15 protein-coding genes are annotated in these 19,128 nt (G+C 74.5%); 10 read left to right on the plus strand and 5 right to left on the minus strand.

Annotated features, from left to right (window positions below; translation table 11 throughout):
* Window positions 1-69 precede the first annotated feature (69 nt).
* Both E4N63_RS20720 and E4N63_RS20725 read left to right on the plus strand, forming a co-directional pair.
* The gene (locus E4N63_RS20720; protein ID WP_227959730.1) at window positions 70-537 is read left to right on the plus strand and encodes an SRPBCC family protein; all 468 of its coding nucleotides are present in this window, start codon (window positions 70-72) and stop codon (window positions 535-537) included.
* Between the two features lie 237 nt (window positions 538-774).
* Window positions 775-1,923, plus strand: coding sequence for a hydrolase (locus tag E4N63_RS20725; protein ID WP_230241416.1), 1,149 nt, complete (start codon window positions 775-777; stop codon window positions 1,921-1,923).
* 115 nt (window positions 1,924-2,038) lie between these two features.
* Here the strand turns inward: E4N63_RS20725 and E4N63_RS20730 are convergent, their stop codons facing one another.
* Window positions 2,039-3,265 (minus strand): FAD-dependent oxidoreductase, encoded by a 1,227-nt coding sequence (locus E4N63_RS20730; RefSeq protein WP_230241417.1) that lies wholly within the window; start codon window positions 3,263-3,265, stop codon window positions 2,039-2,041.
* Between the two features lie 143 nt (window positions 3,266-3,408).
* The gene (locus E4N63_RS20735; RefSeq protein ID WP_230241418.1) at window positions 3,409-4,281 is read right to left on the minus strand and encodes an LLM class flavin-dependent oxidoreductase; all 873 of its coding nucleotides are present in this window, start codon (window positions 4,279-4,281) and stop codon (window positions 3,409-3,411) included.
* A 223-nt stretch (window positions 4,282-4,504) separates the two neighbouring features.
* On the opposite strand from E4N63_RS20735, the gene E4N63_RS20740 reads away from it, so the two are divergent.
* On the plus strand, window positions 4,505-6,064 hold the full coding sequence (locus tag E4N63_RS20740) for an alpha/beta fold hydrolase (protein ID WP_230241419.1): 1,560 nt from the start codon (window positions 4,505-4,507) through the stop codon (window positions 6,062-6,064).
* Window positions 6,065-6,156: 92 nt separating this feature from the next.
* Here the strand turns inward: E4N63_RS20740 and E4N63_RS20745 are convergent, their stop codons facing one another.
* On the minus strand, window positions 6,157-7,707 hold the full coding sequence (locus tag E4N63_RS20745) for an MFS transporter (protein WP_125622794.1): 1,551 nt from the start codon (window positions 7,705-7,707) through the stop codon (window positions 6,157-6,159).
* On the minus strand, window positions 7,704-8,756 hold the full coding sequence (locus tag E4N63_RS20750) for an NADP-dependent oxidoreductase (protein WP_050363827.1): 1,053 nt from the start codon (window positions 8,754-8,756) through the stop codon (window positions 7,704-7,706). The genes E4N63_RS20745 and E4N63_RS20750 overlap by 4 nt, the downstream gene beginning before the upstream one ends.
* A gap of 253 nt (window positions 8,757-9,009) precedes the next feature.
* On the opposite strand from E4N63_RS20750, the gene E4N63_RS20755 reads away from it, so the two are divergent.
* The 4 genes from E4N63_RS20755 (at window position 9,010) to E4N63_RS20775 (ending at window position 14,495) form a co-directional block, all read left to right on the plus strand.
* A complete protein-coding gene (locus E4N63_RS20755; RefSeq protein ID WP_230241420.1) occupies window positions 9,010-10,029 on the plus strand; it encodes an LLM class F420-dependent oxidoreductase in 1,020 nt (339 codons plus the stop codon).
* Window positions 10,029-11,546 (plus strand): alpha/beta fold hydrolase, encoded by a 1,518-nt coding sequence (locus tag E4N63_RS20760; RefSeq protein WP_230241421.1) that lies wholly within the window; start codon window positions 10,029-10,031, stop codon window positions 11,544-11,546. The genes E4N63_RS20755 and E4N63_RS20760 overlap by 1 nt, the downstream gene beginning before the upstream one ends.
* A 4-nt stretch (window positions 11,547-11,550) precedes the next feature.
* Window positions 11,551-12,444: an SDR family NAD(P)-dependent oxidoreductase gene (locus E4N63_RS20765; protein ID WP_221772604.1), complete on the plus strand. Its 894-nt coding sequence runs from the start codon at window positions 11,551-11,553 to the stop codon at window positions 12,442-12,444.
* Between the two features lie 281 nt (window positions 12,445-12,725).
* Window positions 12,726-14,495, plus strand: a complete 1,770-nt coding sequence (locus E4N63_RS20775) for an MFS transporter (protein ID WP_185831121.1) — start codon at window positions 12,726-12,728, stop codon at window positions 14,493-14,495.
* A 106-nt stretch (window positions 14,496-14,601) separates the two neighbouring features.
* Here E4N63_RS20775 and E4N63_RS20780 read toward each other — a convergent pair whose 3' ends face one another.
* Window positions 14,602-16,095, minus strand: coding sequence for an MFS transporter (locus E4N63_RS20780; protein WP_230241422.1), 1,494 nt, complete (start codon window positions 16,093-16,095; stop codon window positions 14,602-14,604).
* 148 nt (window positions 16,096-16,243) lie between these two features.
* On the opposite strand from E4N63_RS20780, the gene E4N63_RS20785 reads away from it, so the two are divergent.
* From E4N63_RS20785 to E4N63_RS20795, 3 genes are all read left to right on the plus strand, one after another.
* On the plus strand, window positions 16,244-16,567 hold the full coding sequence (locus E4N63_RS20785) for a 2Fe-2S iron-sulfur cluster-binding protein (RefSeq protein ID WP_019711514.1): 324 nt from the start codon (window positions 16,244-16,246) through the stop codon (window positions 16,565-16,567).
* A 144-nt stretch (window positions 16,568-16,711) separates the two neighbouring features.
* Entirely contained in the window at window positions 16,712-18,235 is a 1,524-nt protein-coding gene (locus tag E4N63_RS20790; RefSeq protein WP_230241423.1) for a vanadium-dependent haloperoxidase, read from the plus strand.
* Between the two features lie 222 nt (window positions 18,236-18,457).
* A complete protein-coding gene (locus E4N63_RS20795) occupies window positions 18,458-19,069 on the plus strand; it encodes a malonic semialdehyde reductase (protein WP_228429535.1) in 612 nt (203 codons plus the stop codon).
* Window positions 19,070-19,128: the final 59 nt, after the last annotated feature.

Raw genomic sequence — 19,128 nt, forward strand, 5'->3', positions numbered from 1 at the left:
GGCCGCGACGGTGGGCCGGTCCGATGCGCGCACAGCGCCGTGCGCGGCCGCAGCAGCGAGGAGGGGCCCATGCCCGAGCAGACGATCCCGGACGTACGGAAGTCGGTGACCGTGGCGGCCACGCCCGGCCGCTGCTTCGAGGTCTTCACCGAGCGGCCGGCGGACTGGTGGCCGCCGAGCCACGTCCTGCTGAAGAAGGAGCGCGCCGGTCTGGCCTTCGAGCCGGGCGAGGGCGGCCGCTACTACGAGTGGGACGTGGAGGGCAACCAGATCGACTGGGGCCGGATCCTGGAGTGGGAGCCGGGCCGGCGGCTGGTGATGACCTGGCGCATCTCGCCGTCCTGGCAGTCCGTCCCGGACGACGAGTTCGCGAGCGAGATCGAGGTGGACTTCGTGCCCGAGGGCCCGGGCCGCACCCGGGTGGAGCTGGCCCACGTCAAGCTGCACCGGCACGGCGAGGGTGCCGAGAACATCTGGCGGGCCCTGGACGGGCCGTCGCCCGGCGAGACGCTGGAACGCTTCGCCGCCCTGTTCTGAGCCACCGGGCCACCGGGTCGCCCGGATACCGGTCCGGTGAGATGCCGGTCCGATGAGATGCCGGGCCACCGGGCCCGCGCCCCGAACCCCTGCCCCCGAACCCCGTCCCTTCGAACCCCTGCCCCCACCCCGGAAGCCCCGGGCCCGCACTCGGCGATCCGGGTCGCGGGCCCCGGCCGGGCCGGCGGGCCACCGCACATCTGTCAGCACAGTCCGTGAGCACAGGAGGTCGTGAGGATGTCTGCCGACGCACAACGGGATACCGCCCTGGTCCCGGCCGCCGAGAAGCTGGGTGTCCTGGCGGCCCAGTACGCGGCCGAGGCCGACCGCACCCGCGCGCTCGCCCCCGAGGTCACCGACGTGATCCGGGAGGCCGGCTTCGCCCGGCACTTCGTGGGCGCGCGGTGGGGCGGCACCGAGGGCTCGTTCGGGGAGCTGACCCGGGCCGTCATGACGGTGGGGGAGAACTGCGCCTCCACCGCCTGGTGCGCCTCCCTGTCCGCCTACTCCGCCCGGTTCGCCTCCCACCTCCCCGTGGAGGGGCACCACGCCCTCTGGGGCGAGGGGCCGGACGTGTTCATCGCCACCGGCCTGATGCCCGCCGGGCGGGCCGCGCCCGCCGACGGGGGATGGCGGGTCAGCGGCGCGTGGGGATACGTGAGCGGCGTCGAGTCCGCCGACTGGGTGCTGGTCTGCGCCGCGGTGGCGGAGGCCGCGGCACCGGGCGTGGCGGCGGCCGGCGGGGGACGGCCGCCGGCCTTCCGCTTCTTCGCCCTGCCCCGGGGCTCCTACGGGGTGCGCCAGGACTGGGACAGCGTGGGCATGCGGGCCACGGCCAGCCACACCGTCCTCGTCGACGACGTGTTCGTCCCCGGGCACCTCTCCTTCGACCGCGCCGACATCATGACCGGACGCAACGCCGCCTCCGAAGCCGCCTGCCACAACGTGCCGTTCGCCGCGGTGGGCAGCCTGACCTTCGTCGCGCCGATCGCCGGTGCCGCCACCGGAGCCCTGCGCGCCTGCGCCGGGACCGTCACGGGGCGGCGGCGGACGGCGCCGAACGAGCTGGTGCTGGTGCGGGCCTCCGGCCGGATCGACTCCGCGCGGCTGCTGGTCGAGCAGAACGCGGGTGTCATCGACGGGCGGCGGTTCGCGCCGGAGTTCCTGGCCCGCAACGAACGGAACGCCACCTACGCCACCGAGATCCTCACCGAGGCCGTCGGCCTGCTGGTCCGCGGGGCGGGCACGGGCGGCCTGAGCGAAAGCGCGCCGCTCCAGCGGTTCTGGCGGGACGTCACCTCGGCGGCGAGCCATGTCGCCCTCCAGTACGACACCGCGGCGCGGAAGAACTGGGCGGCGGTGCTGCTCGGCCCGGCCACCGGGTGACACGGCCGCCGCGTCACGGGACGCACCGCGCACACGGGAGGGGCGGGGAACCGACAGCCGGTTCCCCGCCCCTCCCGTGTGCGCGGTTCCGTTCCGCTGCCGGAAGTGTCCGGTGTCAGACGGGCTGGGCGCTGCGGGTGAACGCCTTCAGGTCGAAACCGGGCCGCTCCGCGTCCGCCGGGGCGGGCCCGGGGGCGCCGGACTCCAGCAGCCGCCGGGTGGCCATGTGGTCGGCCGGGCGGTTCACCGACTCGGTGCCGACGAGCCGTTCACCGCGGAAGCAGAGCACGGAGAAGCGGCCCGCCGCCGGATCGCCGGCCACCGCCGTGCGGTCGTGGCCCTGGGTGATCCCGGCGATCTGCAGCCGCAGCGCGTACTGCTCGCTCCAGAACCAGGGCACGGCCGCGGGGGGCGGGGTGTCGCCGCAGAGGACGGCGGCGACGCGGCGGGCGTGCTCGACGGCGTTCCGCACCGACTCCAGGCGCAGCCGTCCGGGCGCGTACGGGCTGGGGAACCGCGCGCAGTCCCCGACCGCGTACACGGCCCGGTCGCTGGTGCGCAGCCGGTCGTCCACCAGGACCCCGTCGCCGACCGCCAGTCCCGCCGCGGCGGCGAGGGAGCAGTTGGGCAGCACCCCGATCCCGGCCACGACCAGGTCCGCCGGGACGCGCTCCCCGCCGTCCAGCTCCGCGGCGCGGCACCGGCCCGCCGTGTCGCCGCGCAGGGCGGTCACCTCGCGTCCGAGCAGCACCCGCACGCCCTGCTCCCGGTGGTGGCCGGCGAGGAACGCGGACATCGGGCCGCTCACCGCCCGGGCCATCAGCCGCGGGCCGGCCTCGACGACGGTGACGCGGGCCCCGGACCGGCGCGCGGTCGCCGCGACCTCCAGCCCGATGAACCCGCCGCCGATGACGAGGACGTCGCGGGCGTCCGCCAGCCGGTCCCGGATCGCCGTGGCGTCCTCCAGGGACCGCAGGGCGAGCACGCCGGAGAGGCCGGCTCCCGGCACGGGCAGCGGCCGGGGCCGCGCGCCGGTGGCCAGCACCAGTGCGGCGTACGGCAGTTCGCGGCCGGAGGCCAGGGTGAGCCGCTGCCCGTCGCGGTCGATCTCGACGGCCGGGTCCCGGCCGGTGAGGGTGATGCCGTGGTCCCGGTAGTACGAGGGCGGGCGCAGCGCGAGCCCGCCCGGGTCCACGCTTCCGGTGAGATAGCCCTTGGAGAGCGGCGGCCGTCCGTAGGGCGGGCCGGGCTCGTCGCCGACGAGGGTGACGGGTCCGGTGAATCCGCGGTCGCGGAGGGCGGCGGCGGTCTCCGCGCCGGCCTGCCCCGCGCCGACGATCACGACCGGCCCGCCCGCGGCGGCACCGGACGCGCCGGGTGCGGCGGGTGTGACGTCGGTGTCCGGTGAGCCGGGGTGGCGGGGTTCCGGGTGTGCCCGCCGCGGGGGGCGTCTCGTCCGTGCCGTCCGTGTCCATCGCCGCCACCTCAGCCCAACGCCTTGGCGATAACGTCCAGTTGGCTCGGATCCGGTGACCAGCACAGGAAGACCATCTCGTCGGCCCCGGCCGCCCCGCAGGTGTCCAGCACGTGCCGGACGCGTTCCGGGGTGCTCAGCGTGTAGTCGGCCACCATGGCGCCGGTGAAGGGGGCCTCGGAGTCGTCGAGGAAGGAGTAGTAGCGGGCGATCTGCTCCTTCGCGCCCTCGACCAGCTCCTTCGGGCCGACGGCGGTGTTGGCCTGGGCGACCAGCGCGGGGCGCCCCTCCCGGCCCGCGGCCTTCCAGGCGCTCTCCACCTCGCGGAACATGCCCTCGGAGAGCTCCGGCACCATCGCGCTCAGATACCCGTCGCCCCACCGCGCGACGCGCTGCACCGCCGCGTCGCTGAACCCGCCGAACAGCAGCGGAGGGCCGCCCGGCGCGGACGGGCGCGGCCCGACCCGCCCCGGTACCTCCTCGGCCGGGTCGGCGTGGGCCGCCCAGACGGCCCGCATCCGCTCGACGTTGGCGTCCAGCCGCCGGCCGCGCTCCGCCATCCGCGCCCCGGCCGCCTCGTAGTCGTCCTCGCGGTCGCCGAGTCCGATGCCCACCGAGAGCCGCCCGCCGGACAGCCGGTCCAGGGTGGCGATCTGCTTGGCCGCCAGCACCGGATCGCGCAGCCCTGCCAGCAGCACCTGGCTCCGCAACTGCACGCGGGAGGTGGCGCCGGCCACCGCGGCGAGGGTGATCAGCGGCTCGGGGGTGTCGTAGGCGAGCCGGTCGCTGACGGTGACGGTGTCGAACGGGCCCTCGTCGATGCGCCGCGCCCAGTCGAGCGCGGCGTGGGGCGAGAGCACCGGCAGGCCGATGCCAATCTTCATTGCTTCTCCCGCTGGGATCGAGACGGACGGGGATGGGCCCCCAGGCTGCTGGGCCGCGGCCGAGCCGCTCTGGAAACCCGGTGGAGCGGACCGCTGTACCCGACCTCGAGCGTGGCTGGACCCCGCCGCCGCACGGTTCCGGTGGCCGGCCGGCGGCAGCGCAGCCGACGACGGCCGGAATGGCAGCGACGACCGGAACGACAGCGACGAAGGAGACGGCCCGATGGGGATCAGACGAGAACGGCGGGGCACCACGGGAGCCGCGGTGGCGGGCGCGAGTGTGCTCGCCGTGTTCGGCACCGCGCTCACCCCCGTGCACGCCCAGCCGCAGCAGACGGCACCGCAGCAGGCGGCAGCACAGCAGTCCGCGCTCCGCGCGGTGCACCGGCAGCGCGTCCACTGGGAGCGGTGCGACTTCGACGCCCGCATGGAGTGCGCCACCGTGCGGGTTCCGCTGGACTACCGCGAGCCGGGCGGCGAGCGGATCGGCCTGGCCGTGAGCCGGCTGCGCACCGCGAGCCCGCTGCGGCGCGGGGTGCTGCTGTCGTTCAACGGCGGCCCCGGCGGTGACGGCGGGCTGGGCGTCAAGAGCCCGCAGCGGCTGGCGGACACCCCGCTGCGCGCCGCGTACGACCTGGTCGGCTTCGATCCGCGCGGCACCGGCGGATCCGCGCCGGTGATGTGCGGGGTGACCGTGCCGACGGCCGAGTTCGACTCCCGGCCGGACGACAGCGCCTTCCCCGCCCTGGTGGCCGACACCCGGGCCAAGGAGGCGGCCTGCGCCCGGACCGGCGGCGCGGTGCGGCGCACCCTCAACTCGGCGACGGTGGCCCGCGACATGGACGTCATCCGGGCCGTGCTGCGGGAGCGGAAACTCAACTTCCTCGGCTACGGCGACGCCACCTACACCGGCGCGGTGTACGGCACGCTCTTCCCCCGGCGCATGGACCGCAGTGTGCTGGACTCCTCGCGCAACCCCGAGGTCGACTGGCGCGGCCAGTACAAGAGCCAGGCCTACGCGATCCGCGACAACGTGGACGCCTGGGCGGCCTGGGCGGGCCGGCGCGACGGGCACTTCGGGCTCGGCACCTCCGGCCGCCGGGTCATCGCCTCCGTGGAACGGGCCGCGGACAGCCTCGCCGAGACCTCCGTCGGCTACATGGACCGCACCGGCTTCGACGCGGCCGTCGGCGCGCTGGCCGCCGACCGGACCCAGTGGGACGAACTCGGCGACCTGGTCTCGGCGCTGGTCCACCGGCCGTCCGACCCGGACACCGAGCGGCGGGCGAACGCCGCCCTCCAGCCCTGGGAGGAGCCGGAGGGCGAGCTGCGCCCCGGCGCGGTGGAGGCGACCACCTGCGAGGACGACTGGCCCACCGACATGGCCGTCTACCGCGAGGACATGCGCCGCTTCAAGGAGAAGTACCCGTACGGCCTCGGGGTGCTCCGGGCGCAGCCCTGGGTCTGCGCCTTCCGCGGCTTCACCCCCTCCGAGCGGCCGCCGTACATCCGCAACAGCGGCTATCCCCGGGGCCTGGTGGTGCACGCGGAGGGCAACCCGGTGCTCCGGCACGCGGGCGGCCGGGCGATGGCGGAGCGGCTCGGCCACCGGCTGGTGACGGTCGCCGACGACGGCAGCAACGACGTGTACGCGGTCCGCGGCAACCGCTGCGTCGACGCCCGGGTCACCGGGTATCTGCTGACCGGTGCGCTGCCGCGCCGCGCGGAGACCGTCTGCGCCGGCGCACCGCGGCCGGACATCCCCGCCGACCGGGGCAGATGAACCGGCGCCCGCGCACGACGTCCGGGCCCGTCCCCCACCGCGGGGGACGGGCCCGGCCGTCGTCGGAACCGGCGGACCGGCGGGGCCCCGGGTCAGGCCCGCGGCCGCGCCTCGGCGGGCACCGGTGGAGCGGGCTCCCGCGCCGGTGCGGGACGCCCGGACGCCACCGGGACGCTCCGGCCGCTCTCCCGGCCCGGCACCGCGAGCGCGACGAGCAGGCCCACGGTGAGGAAGGCGGCCGAGAAGAGGAACGCCGGGGAGAACCCGGCCATCAGGGCCTGCGGGAACTCCTCGCCCCGGGCGGCGGCCTCGTTCGTCAGCCCGGTGGCGATGCTCACCAGCGTCACCAGCCCGACCGCGCCGCCCAGTTGCCGGGTGGTGTTGAGCAGGCCCGAGCCCAGCCCGGCCAGATGGCCGGGGAGCCCCGCGGTGGCGGCCGTCGTCGTGGCCGTGAGCACCATGCCCTCGCCGAGGCCGAGCAGCAGCAGCGGGCCGAACAGCCCCGAGGCGTACGCGGTGCCGGGGCCGGCCTGGGCGAGCCACGCCATGCCGAGGGCCGCCAGGGTCAGACCGGTCATCAGGACCGGGCGGGCGCCGAGGCGGAGCACGGCACCGGCGACGCCGCGGGCCGCCGTGAAGATGCCCAGGGCCAGCGGCAGATAGGCGGCGCCGGTCTGCAGCGGGCTGTACCCCAGCACCGCCTGGAACAGCATGGAGATGAAGTAGAACATGGTGCCCAGCGCGCCCCAGGCGCAGACCGCCACCAAGTTCGCGGCGGACACCGACCGGTTGCGGAAGACGGTCAGCGGCACCAGCGGCTGCCGGGCGATCCGCGCCTGGTCGTACAGGAACAGCGCCAGCAGGGCCGCGGCGGCCGTCAGTCCGGTGACCACCCGGGCGGAGGCCCAGCCGTGGTCCTCGATCTCGTTGATGCCGAACACCAGGGCCACGATGCCGCCGGTCAGGGACAGTACGCCCAGCAGGTCGAGCTGGCGCACGGCGTCCGTGTTGCGCTGCTCCGGCACGGAGCGCGCGACGAGGACGAGCAGGACGACGCCCAGCGCGGCGGTGCCGAGCATGGTGCCCCGCCACGAGAACCACTCGGTGATCATGCCGCCGAGCAGCACGCCGACGGCGGCGCCGCCGCCCGCCACCCCGCTCCACAGGCCGAACGCCCGGGTCCGGCGCGGGCCGCCGGTGAAGGTCGTGCCCAGCACCGTCAGGGTGACCGGGACCAGGATGGCGGCGCCGAGCCCCTGGAGGCCGCGGGCGGCGACCATGGACGCCGGGCCCTGCGCCAGCCCGCCCGCGAGGGCGGCCACGGTGAAGATCACCCCGCCGGCGAGGAAGACCCGCCGCTGCCCGTAGAGGTCGGCCAGCCGCCCGCCGAGCATCATGAAGCCGCAGAGGGCGATGGCGTAGCTGTTGTAGAGCCAGTGCAGGCCCGCCATGTCGAACCCGAGGGCCTCGGCGATCACCGGTACGGCGACGTTCACGGAGGCGACGTCCAGGACGAACATGAACTGGCCGAGGCAGCAGACGGCGAGGATCAGGCCGGTTCTCACGGCGGCCGCGGACGGGCCCGCCGGGCCGGCGGAGCCGGTCGATCTCTGGGGACTGTTCGGGCTGTTCGGGCTGGTCATCGGGAACCACCTTCGTCGATCCGGTCCGTGCCGCCGGTGAGCCGGAGGAGGACATTGCCGTAGAACTTCCGGTCGAGCAGGTCGAACAGGGCCTGCGGAGCCCCGGCGACCCCGCCCTCGACCACCGTGCGCGGGTACACGAACCGGCCCTCGTCCAGCCACTGCGCGAACTGCCGGTTCCAGCCGTCGATCTGATCCGGGGTGTGGAAGCAGGCGAACGGCCGGAGGACGAGCTGCCGGCTGATGGCCGTCAGCAGGTCCAGCCGGGGCCGCCCGGCCGAGGTGTCGTCACCGTTCTGGCCGGCGAGCGCCCCGCAGAGCGCGAACCGGGCACCGGGGCGGGCCAGTTGCACCGCGGCCTCGAACTGCTCGCCGCCGGTGTTGTCGAAGAACACGTCGATCCCGTCCGGGGCGAGCTCGCGGAGCAGGTCGAGCGCCGGGCCGTCGTGCCGGTCGAACGCGGCGTCGAAGCCCAGCTCCTCCACCAGGTACTCGGCCTTCTCCTTGCTGCCCGCCGAGCCGATCACCCGCCGCGCCCCGCGGGCCTTGGCGATCTGGCCCGCGACGGAGCCCACCCCGCTCGTCGCGCCCGAGACGAAGACCACGTCACCGGGGCCGGCCTCGGCCATGCCGGCCATGCCGAGCCAGGCGGTCGGGCCGTTGGACAGGAAGTACTCGGGACCGGGCAGCAGGTCCCGGTCGCGGACGGCGAACGCGCCGCCGGGCCCGGCGGCGTACTCCCGCCAGCCCTGGAAGTGCTCCACCAGGGCACCGACGGGCACCGCCGGGTCCTGGGAGCGCACCACCGTGCCGACGGTGCGCCCGGTCGGCGCCTCGCCGACCGGGAACGGCGGGAGCGGCAGCCCCGGCCGCTCCTTCATCAACTCGCGGTACGCGGACGCCATCAGCATCCACTCGTTGCGGACGAGCACCTCGCCCTCCGGCAACGGGGCCTCCACGACCTCCAGATCACCGGGGGCGGGCGCACCGGACGGCCGCCGGGCGAGCCGCACCTCCCGGTGCGTGGCGGGAACGGGCTCATAGGTCACTGGCTTCTCCTTCGCTGCGGCGGGCGACTCCGCTCGGACCGTGGTCCGCGCGGCCCGAGAACCGCTGGAGAGCCGGTCGAACGGAGGGACGGCCGCGGAGCGGCGCACCTGGCCGCCGGCGGGCGCCACCGGCTGGTTCCGCGTGAGGGCGCCCGGGCCGGTCCAGCGGTGCTCGACCGGCACTTCACCGGGGTGGGCGACGGTACGGAACCGGTATCGGCCAACGTCACCGTCGGGAAGAAGGAGCCGGTTCATGCAGACGACTGAGCGGACCACTGATGAGTCCGGCACGGGCCGGCGGCCCGTGCTGCGCTTCGGGCTGCAGATAGCGCGGTTCGACTATCCGGGAGTGGGGCCGCACCAGCTCTTCGACCGCGTCACCGACATCGCGCGCACCGCGGAGGAGGCCGGGTTCGACTCGATCTGGGCCCAGGACCACTTCTACCAGGCACCCGTGCCGGGCATCGGCTGGCAGGCCGACGAGCCGGTCCTGGAGCCCTACACGATGCTGGCCGCCCTCGCCGCCCGGACCAGCCGGGTGCGGCTGGGCACCACGGTCACCGGCGTCACCTACCGCAACCCGGCCCTGCTGGCGAAGACGGTCTCCACCCTCGACGTGATCTCCGGCGGCCGGGCGGTGCTCGGCATCGGCGCGGCCTGGCACGAGGAGGAACACACCGGCTACGGCTACGAGTTCCCGCCGGACGCCGAGCGCCTCAGCCGGCTGGAGGAGGCCCTGCAGATCTGCCGGCCGATGTTCCGGGACGAGCGGCCCGTCTTCGAGGGCGAGTACTACCGGGTCGACGGCGCGGTCAACTCCCCGCCCCGGGGCCCCGGCGGCCCGCCCATCCTCGTCGGCGGCAGCGGGGAGAAGCGCACCCTGCGCCTGGTGGCCCGGTACGCGGACGCCTGCAACCTCTTCGGCGACCTGGACACCGTGCGCCACAAGCTGAAGGTCCTCGACGGCCACTGCGAGACGGAGAACCGCGACCCGGCCGAGATCACCAGGACGAAGATGTCGTGCCTGCTGATCAACGAGTCCGACGCGGAGGCGCGGCGCCGCTACGACGAGATGGGCGCGGCGATGGGCGACTGGGCGCCGATGCTCGGCGGCATGGCCATGGCGGGCAGCCCCGACCGGATCGCCGAGCAGGTGGCCGAGCACTTCGAGGCGGGGCTGGACGGGCTGGTCTTCTACCTGCCCGACACCCACGACCTGGACACCGTCCGGATGGCGGGGGAGACCCTCGTCAAGCACTTCGGCGGTCTGTGATGCGGACCGCGACACGGACCGCGACCCGGACCCGGGCCTGGCTCGCCGCCGCCCTCACCGGCCTGCTCGGCCTGGGCGCGACGGGCTTCACCCCGGGCTCCGCCCCGGCTTCCGCCCCGGCCGGAGCGGCCACCCACCGGCCGCCGCAGCCGGCCTGGGAACGCTGCGACTTCGACGCGCGCCTGGAGTGCGCCACGGTGCGGGTGCCGCTCGACCACGCGCGGCCGCGCGGCCGCACCCTCGACCTCGCCGTGAGCCGGCTGGCGGCGGAGGGCAGACCCCGCGGCGTGCTGCTCGCCGTCAACGGCGGCCCGGGCGGCAACGAGGGCATGGGCCGCCGGGCGCCGCTGCGCTTCGCGGACTCGCCGCTCCGCTCCGCCTACGACCTCATCGGCGTCGATCTGCGCGGCACCGGCGCCTCGTCCCCGGTGCACTGCGAAGTGACCACCCCCACCGTGCCGTTCGACTCCCGCACCCCCGACTCCTCCTTCGCCGGCCTGTGGGCCGACGCCCGCGCCTCCGAGCAGGGCTGCGCGCGGGCGGGCGGAGTGGAGCGCCGTCACATCGGCACCGTCAGCGTGGCCCGCGACCTGGACCGGGTGCGCGCCGCGCTGGGCGAGCGGAAGCTCAACCTCATCGGCTACGCGTACGGCAGCTATGTGGCCGCCGTGTACGGCACCCTGTTCCCGCACCGCCTGGACCGGAGCGTCCTCGACTCGGTCCGGCACCCGGACTGGACCTGGCGGCAGCAGTTCATGGCGCAGGCCGTCGCCATCCGCGAGAACGTCGGCGACTGGGCCCGCTGGGCCGGCCGGCGCGACGGCACCCTCGGGCTCGGCGGATCGCAGCGCCGGGTGATGGCCACCGTGGAGCGGACCGCCGCCGCGCTGGCCGAGAGGCCCGTGAACGGCATGAACCGCACCGCCTTCGACGCCACCGTCGGCTCGCTGGCCAACGACCGCACCCGCTGGGCCGATCTGGCGGCCCTGGTCGCCTCCCTGGAGGCGGGCGACGCCCCGTCGTCCCGCGCCGCGGCCGCCGCGGCGGAAACCGGGGCCGGCACCGGGGCCGAACTCCGCCCCGGCGTCCTGGAGGCCGCCACCTGCGAGTCCTCCTGGCCGCGCGAACCGGGCGTCTACGAACGTGACATGCGGCGGTTCCGCGAGCGGTACCCCTACGGCCTCGGCATGACCCGGGCCCAGCCGTGGGTCTGCGCCTTCCGCGCCGACTCCCCGCAGCCGCCGCCCCGCATCCGCGGTGCCGGCCGGCCCGCCGGCCTCGTCGTCCAGGCCGAGAACGACCCGCAGACCCACCGGGCGGGCGGTGCCGCGATGGCCGCCCGGCTCGGCCACCCGCTGATCACGGTCGCGGACGACGGCAGCAACGAGATCTACGGCAGGCGCGGTTACCGCTGCGTCGACGACCGGGTGGACCGCTACCTGCTCACCGGCCGGCTGCCGGACCGACGCCACACCGTCTGCGCCGGAGCACCGCGGCCCGCGATCGCCGAGGACTGATCCCATGACTCCCCTGACCAGAGAGGCGAAGACCATGTCCGAGACCGCACCTTCCACGGGTACCGCCCCCGCGCCGGACGGCGCCGCCGAGTTCGCCGGCCGGAACGTCGTCGTCACCGGAGGCGGCACCGGCATCGGACGGGCCGCGGCCCTGGAGTTCGCACGGCGCGGAGCGGCCGCGGTGATCATCACCGGGCGCCGCAAGGAACGGCTGGCCGAGGTCGCTGCCGAGCACGCCGCGATCGTCGCCGTACCCGCCGACGTCACCACGGAGGACGGGGCGCAGGCCGTCATCGAGGAACTGCGGTCGCACGGCGAGCGGCTCGACGTCCTCGTGCACAACGCGGGCATCTACCGGCAGACCCCGGTGGCCGACCCCGACATGGCCTACGCCCGGGAGATGCTGGAGACCAACGTGCTGGGCCCGGTGCTCCTCACCGCCCGGCTGCTGCCGCTGATGACCTCGCCGGGCGGCAGCATCGTCTTCGTCTCCAGCGTCGCCGGCCACAACCCCGAGCCGTACGCCTCGATGTACGCCGTCACCAAGGCCGGCGCCCACAGCCTCACCCTGACCATGGCGAAGGAGCTGGCGAACCGCGGCATCCGGGTCAACGCGGTGGCGCCCTCGGCGGTGCGCACCGAGGTCTACGACGCCAACGGGCTCACCACCGAGCAGATCGACGGGCTGTTCCGGGGCTTCGCCGCGGCCAACCCGCTCGGCCGCACCGGCGTGGTCGAGGACGTGGCGCCCTGGATCGCCCGCTTCGCGTCGCCGGAGAGTTCCTGGATCACCGGCCAGATCCTCGTCATCGACGGCGGTGCCGACCTCACCGCCGCCGCCGACAGCCCCTACTCGCCGTACCGGGGCGACAGCCGGGGGTCCGACTGGGGTTCCTGAGAACCACCGTCCGGGCCGGCCTCCGGGCCGGCCCGCACACCCGCCCCCGGTCCGTGCCGGGCAGCGCAGGGGACGGCCGGCGCCCGGGGGAAACGGGGGAGCGCCGGTAGGGGCCCGGCCTCGGATGTCTCGAGCCGGACTCGACCGGCGGTCCAGCGCCGCTCCCTAGCCTGATGGCGCCGGGGAGCGGCCGAACCATGTCCGGGGGCCCGCAGACCAGCCCCGTGACCAAGCGGGCATGTGCGGCATGCCGCTCACCACATGAAGCAGAAAGGTTCACCATGGCCGTTGAAAACGGGATCGACGATCCCCGGCAGCTGCCGGAAGACGCGCCGCAGGACTCCGCCGCCCCGGAGTCTCCCCCCGACCCGCGCCGCTGGATCGCACTCACCGTGCTGCTCGTGGCGTCCTTCATGGATCTGCTGGACGTCACGATCGTGAACGTGGCGCTGCCCAGCATCCAGTCGACGCTGGGCGCCGGTTACGCGGCCATTCAGTGGGTCACCGCCGGCTACGCGCTGGCCTTCGCACTGCTGCTGATCACCGGGGGGCGGCTGGGCGACATCTACGGCCGCAAACGGATCTTCATGATCGGCATCACCGGGTTCACCCTGGCCTCGCTGCTCTGCGGCATTGCCCAGGAACCCTGGCAGCTCGCCGTGTTCCGGCTGGTGCAGGGAGCCGCGGCGGCCGTCATGATCCCGCAGGTGCTGGCCATCATCCATGTCACCTTCCCCGCCGGCGAACGCGGCAAGGCGTTCGGGCTGGCGGGTGCCATCGGCGGTCTCGCCGCCATCATGGGCATGGTCATGGGCGGTGTGCTCACGCACTGGGACCTCTTCGGGCTCGCCTGGCGGCCCATCTTCCTGATCAACGTCCCCGTCGGCATCGCCGGCATCATCATCGGGGCCCGGGTGATCCGGGAGTCCCGGGACCCCCGCCGGGTCCGGCTCGACCTGACCGGTGTGCTGCTGGCCACCGGCGCGCTGTTACTGCTGTTCTTCCCGCTCATGCAGGGCCGGGAACTCGGCTGGCCCGCCTGGGGGTTCGTCTCCATGGCGGCAGCCGTGCCGGTCGCCGCGCTGTTCGTCGCCCACCAGCGGCGCAAGACCGGGCGGGGCGGCTACCCGCTGGTGCCGATGAGCCTCTTCGGGCAGCGGGGATTCAGCGCGGGCGTCAGCGTCTACCTGCTGTTCAACATCGGCATGGGCATCTTCTTCCTGTCGTGGACGCTCTACATGCAGCTCGGTCTCGGCTGGTCCCCGCTGCGCGCGGGGCTGAGCGGAGTCCCGTTCTGCCTGGGGGCCGCGCCGGGCGCCGGCATCTCCGTGGCGGTGCTGATGCCCCGCTTCGGGCGCAAGGTGCTGCACGCCGGTGTGGGGCTGATGCTGGTGGGCATCGCCGCCTACGTCTGGGTGACCGCGCAGTTCGGCGCCGACGTGTCGTTCTGGCACCAGGTGCTGCCGCTGTTCGTCTTCGGTGTCGGCTTCGGCTTCGTCGCCGCCCCGCTGCCCGAGATCGCGCTGTCCGACGTGCGCTCCGAGGACGCCGGGTCCGCGTCCGGCCTGTTCAACGCCAACCAGCAGCTCGGTGCCGCCTTCGGCGTGGCCCTGGCCAGCGTCGTCTTCTTCGGGATGCTCGGCGGCCAGGCGGCTTCGAGCGCCGACGAGGTGGGGCCGCGGCTGCGGTCCGACCTGGTGGCCGCGGGCGTCACGGAGGCGCGGGCCGACGAGACCGTCGCCGCGTTCTCCCGCTGCGCCGAGGCGAGCGCCGAGTCCGACGGGCACGGCGACGCGCCCGCGGCCTGCACCCAGGAGCCCCTGCTGGCCTCGCAGCCCGCCGTGGAGCGGGCGCTGGCCGACGCCGACCAGGAGGGCACCGCGCTCACCTTCGCGGGAGCCTTCCGGATCGCCCTGGCCTCGATCGCCGGGCTGCTGGTGCTCGCGGCGCTGGTCGTGCCGCTGCTGCCCCGGCGGAAGGAGCCGGAGGGTCCCGTGGAGGAGCCCGCCGCCGGACCCGCGCCGGCCGCGGGCCCGGCGCCCGCCGTCTGACGGCTCCGCCGGCCCGCACCACGCCGGCGACGCACCAACGCAGCGGCCGCCCCGACCGGATCTCCTTCCGGTCGGGGCGGCCGTTTCCGTGCCATCGGGGCCCCGGTCAGGTGTCCGTGCCGGACGGGGCCTTGCGGCGCGGTACCGCGAGGGCGCCGAGCACGCCCAGGGCGAGAAAGCCGGCCGCGGTGGCGAAGGCCAGTCCGTAGCCGGAGGCGAGCGCCTCGCGGGACACCTCGCCGGCACCGCCGCCCGCGCCCGGGCCTGCCGTGCCGGAGGAGTGGTCCGCCGCCCGGCCGTTGGCCACGGTCACCAGCAGCGCCAGGCCGACGGCACCGCCCAGCTGGCGCGTGGTGTTCAGCAGACCGGAGGCCAGCCCCGACTGGTGGTACGGCAGATCGGCGGTCGCGGCGATGGTCAGGGAGGTCATGACCATGCCCTGCCCCACGCCCAGCAGCAGCCCCGGCCCGAGCAGCCCGCCGGTGAACGTCGCGTCCGTACCGGCCAGGGAGAGCCAGCCCAGCCCCGCCGCGGACAGCAGATGGCCGGCGAGCAGGACCGGCCGGGGCCCCAGCCGCTGCACCACCGGCGCGATGCCCCGGGCCCCCGCGAACAGCCCCGCCGTCATGGGCAGATAGGCCAGGCCGGTCTGGAGCGGGCTGTAGTCGAGGACGTTCTGCAGCAGCAGCGTGAAGAAGTAGAAGGTGCTGAAGAGCGCCGCGCTGCACGCGAACGCCGTGATGTTGGCCGCGGTCACCTGCCGGATGCGGAAGATGCCGAGGGGGACCAGCGGATGCCGGGCGATCCTCGCCTGGTCCAGCACGAAGAACCCGAGGAGTCCCAGCCCGGCGGCGAGCAGCCCGGCGGTGCGCGGCGCGGTCCAGCCGTGGGTCTCGGTGCCCGCGACGGCGTACACCAGCAGCATCAGGCCGAGCGTCACGGAGACCGCGCCGGGCACGTCCACCCCGTCGCGGTCCCGTCCGGAGCGTTCCGGCCGGGGCACGGCGACGGCCGTCAGCGCGAACAGCAGGATGCCGACGGGCACGTTGACGAGCAGGGTCCAGCGCCAGGACAGCCACTCGGCGATCAGGCCGCCCGCCAGCACCCCGATCGCGCCGCCCGCGCCGGCGACCGCGCTCCACATGCCGAAGGCGCGGGCCCGGGCGCGGGGATCGGTGAAGACCGTGCCGAGGACGCTCAGCGTCGTCGGTGCCATGATCGCGGCGCCGAGGCCCTGCACCCCCCGGGCGACGACCAGCGTGGCCGGATCACCGGCCGTGCCGCCCGCCAGGGCGGCGAGGGAGAAGAGGGTGATCCCGGCCAGATACATCCGGCGCCGGCCGAACAGGTCGGCGAGCCGTCCGCCGAGCAGCAGCGCACCGGCGAAGACGATCGTGTAGGCGTTGACCACCCAGGGCAGGGTGTCCGCGCGCAGTCCCAGACTGTGGTCGATCAGCGGCAGGGCCACATTGACCACCGAACCGTCCAGCACCACCAGGAACTGGCCCGCGCAGCAGACGAAGAGGATCAGCCCGGGCCGGCGGGCGGACGCGGGCCCGTCCGTCCTCGCGGCTTTCGGGTCTCTGGTTTCGAGTGTCATGGCGGAACGCTGCGGTGGCGCGGTGGAGCCGGGCTGGGAGGCGGCTCGATCCCCGGCCACCGTTCGAGGCGCTCTCCGTCCCCGCACCAGCCCGCGTTGGCACGGTCGGCCGACGCGCCCGCGACCGACTGTGCGAGGAGATTCCGCCATGCCCAAGATCACTTATCGGAGCGCCGACGGCCGGAGCCGGATCGTGGAGGTCCCCGAAGGCATCAGCGTGATGCGGGGCGCGGTCACTCAGGGCGTCGAGGGGATCGTGGCCGAATGCGGGGGCGCGGGCATGTGCGGCACCTGCCACGTCTACATACCCCGGGAGGCGCAGACCGCGCTGCCCCCCGTGCACGAGCTGGAGGACGAGGTGCTGGACTGCACCGCCGCCCTGCGCACCGCGGCCAGCAGGCTGAGCTGCCAGCTCCCGGTGACCCCGGACACCGACGGCTTGCAGGTCGAGCTGCCGGAACGCCAGGTCTGAGCCGGGCCCGCGTCCCGCCGCCGGCGGACGCCACCGGCCGCGCCACCGGCCGCGCACCGGCCGGACGAGGGCTTTTCCACCGGAGGTTGAGCAGCCCGTGACACCTTCCGGCCGTTGCCCGACACGAGAGGGGTTGCTCGAACCATGACTCACCCACACCGGCCCGTGCGTGGCCGTTCCCCGCGGACCCTGGTCCTCGCCTGCGTCACGGCGCTCGCCGTGGCCACCACCGGCTTCGCGGTGGCGGAGACCCGCGACGGCGAACGCGCCGCGACCGCCGACGGCCGGCAGGCGTTCGACTTCGCCGAGGGGAACTCGGCTCTGGAGGTCATCTATCCCAGAGTCGGCCCAGCGGTGCGCAAGCACATCAACCAGGTCGCCATGGACGGCACCCTCGTCCTGCGGGTCTCCGCGCTGATGGAGAGCTCCTGGTTCGACGCCACCGCGCCCTACCACCCCACCGCCGTCGGCATCCACTCCGACCTCGGCCGCCGTCCCGCCTCGGAGGCCACCCAGAAGAACCTCAACACGGCGATGCTCTACTCCACCTACCGGGTCATGCAGAGCCTCATGCCGACCTACGACGCGCAGTGGCGCGAGATGCTCACCTCCGTGGGCCTCGACCCGGACGACGACTCCACCGACCGCACCACACCTGTCGGCCTCGGCAACGCCGCGGGGAACGCCGTGGTGGAGAAGCGCGAGAACGACGGCATGAACCAGCTCGGCAACGAGGGCGGGCAGAAGTACCACCAGCAGCCCTACTCCGACTACACCGGCTACAAGCCGGTGAACACGGCCTACGAGATCCGCAACCCCTCGCGCTGGCAGCCGGCGCTCGTCTCCACGGGGAACGGCATCTTCTTCGCCCAGTCGTTCGTCACCGCCCAGCTCGGGCGCGCCGAGCCGTACTCGTTCGCGGACCCGAAGGACCTGCTGGTCTCCAAGCCCCGGTCGAGCAACCACCGCAACCGCGCGGCCTACAAGCGGCAGGCGGACGAGGTGCTGCGGGCCTCCGCCAACCTCACCGACGAGCAGAAGCTGAAGGCCGAGTTCTTCAACGACAAGCTCATCTTCGCCTCCGGTTTCATGGGCGAGGTCAGCGACGACCTGATGGAGTTCATCCACAGCGCCACGGCCTCGCACATCGCGGGCTTCGACGTGATGCTGGCCTCCTGGTACAACAAGCGGAAGTACGACGCGCCCCGGCCGTTCACCGCCATCCGGTACCTGTACGCGGGCCAGAAGCTGCGGGCCTGGGGCGGCCCCGGCAAGGGGACGGTCGACGACATGCCGGCCGAGGACTGGCAGAGCTACCTCCAGGTGTCCGACCACCCGGAGTACCCCTCGGGCTCCACCGCCTTCTGCGCGGCCCAGGCCGAGGTCGGCAAGCTCGTCGGCGGCGGAGACCAGACGGACATCCGCTACGACGTCGAGAAGGGCGGCTCCTACATCGAGCCCGGCGTGACACCCGCGAAGGACACCTCGATCCGCTGGACCGACTGGAACGAGATGGTCGACGACTGCGCGAAGAGCCGGGTCTGGGGCGGTGTGCACTTCAAGGCCGCCACCGAGGCGAGCAAGGGACTCGGCGCCAAGGTCGGCGAGAGCTCCTACCGGTATGTGCAGAGCCACATCGAGGGCAAGCAGGTCGGCTCCATGCGCTGAGCGCCCGGAGCCGAGCGCCGCGCCGCGAGCACCGGGCGGGACCCGCACCGACCGCACGGCCCGTACCCCGCGTCCACCGGGCGCGGGGTACGGGCGCGCCCGCCTGTCCCGCGCCCGCGGACCCGCGCCGGCGGGCGCCACCGGCACCCCACCGCCGGTCGAGCGCCCGCTGCGAAGGTGACGCCGACGTGCCACCCCAGGCCCCGAGGAAAGGAAGCCGCCGTGACCACTGCTCTGTCCGCGCCGCTGAAACTCGACGACGAGACCCAGGACCTGCTGTTCCGTGCGGCCAGGACCGCGAGCGAGTTCGCGGACGAACCCGTCGCGGAGGAGACCGTCCGCGCGGTGTACGACCTGGTGAAGTACGGTCCGACCGAGTTCAACTCCACCCCGCTCCGCATCGTCCTGATCCGCTCCGAGGAGGCCCGCGCCCGGCTGCTGCCGTGCATGGTCGACGCCAACCGCGAGAAGACGGGCCGGGCCCCGCTGGTGGCCGTGCTCGCCGCGGACATCGACTTCCACGAGGAACTCCCGCGGCTCTTCCCCTTCTTCCCGCAGGCGAAGGACGTCTTCTACAGCGACGTCGCCGTCCGCGACCACTCCGCGAAGCTCAACGCGGGCCTGCAGATCGCCTACTTCATCATCGGCCTGCGCGCCGCCGGCCTGGACGTCGGCCCCATGTCGGGCTTCGACGCCGAGGCGATGGACCGGGAGTTCTTCCCCGACGGCGCCCACAAGTCCTTGGTCGTCCTCAACATCGGCAAGCCGGCCGGCGAGGCCGGGCACCCCCGGCTGCCGCGGCTGGAGTACGACGAGGTCGTCACGGCGGTGTGACACCCCGCGCGCCCGGACCCGGCGCGGCGGCCCCCGGACGGGGAGCCGCCGCGCCGTGC

The organism is Streptomyces sp. MNU89 (genome assembly GCF_020982505.1).
GTDB lineage: Bacteria > Actinomycetota > Actinomycetes > Streptomycetales > Streptomycetaceae > Streptomyces > Streptomyces xinghaiensis.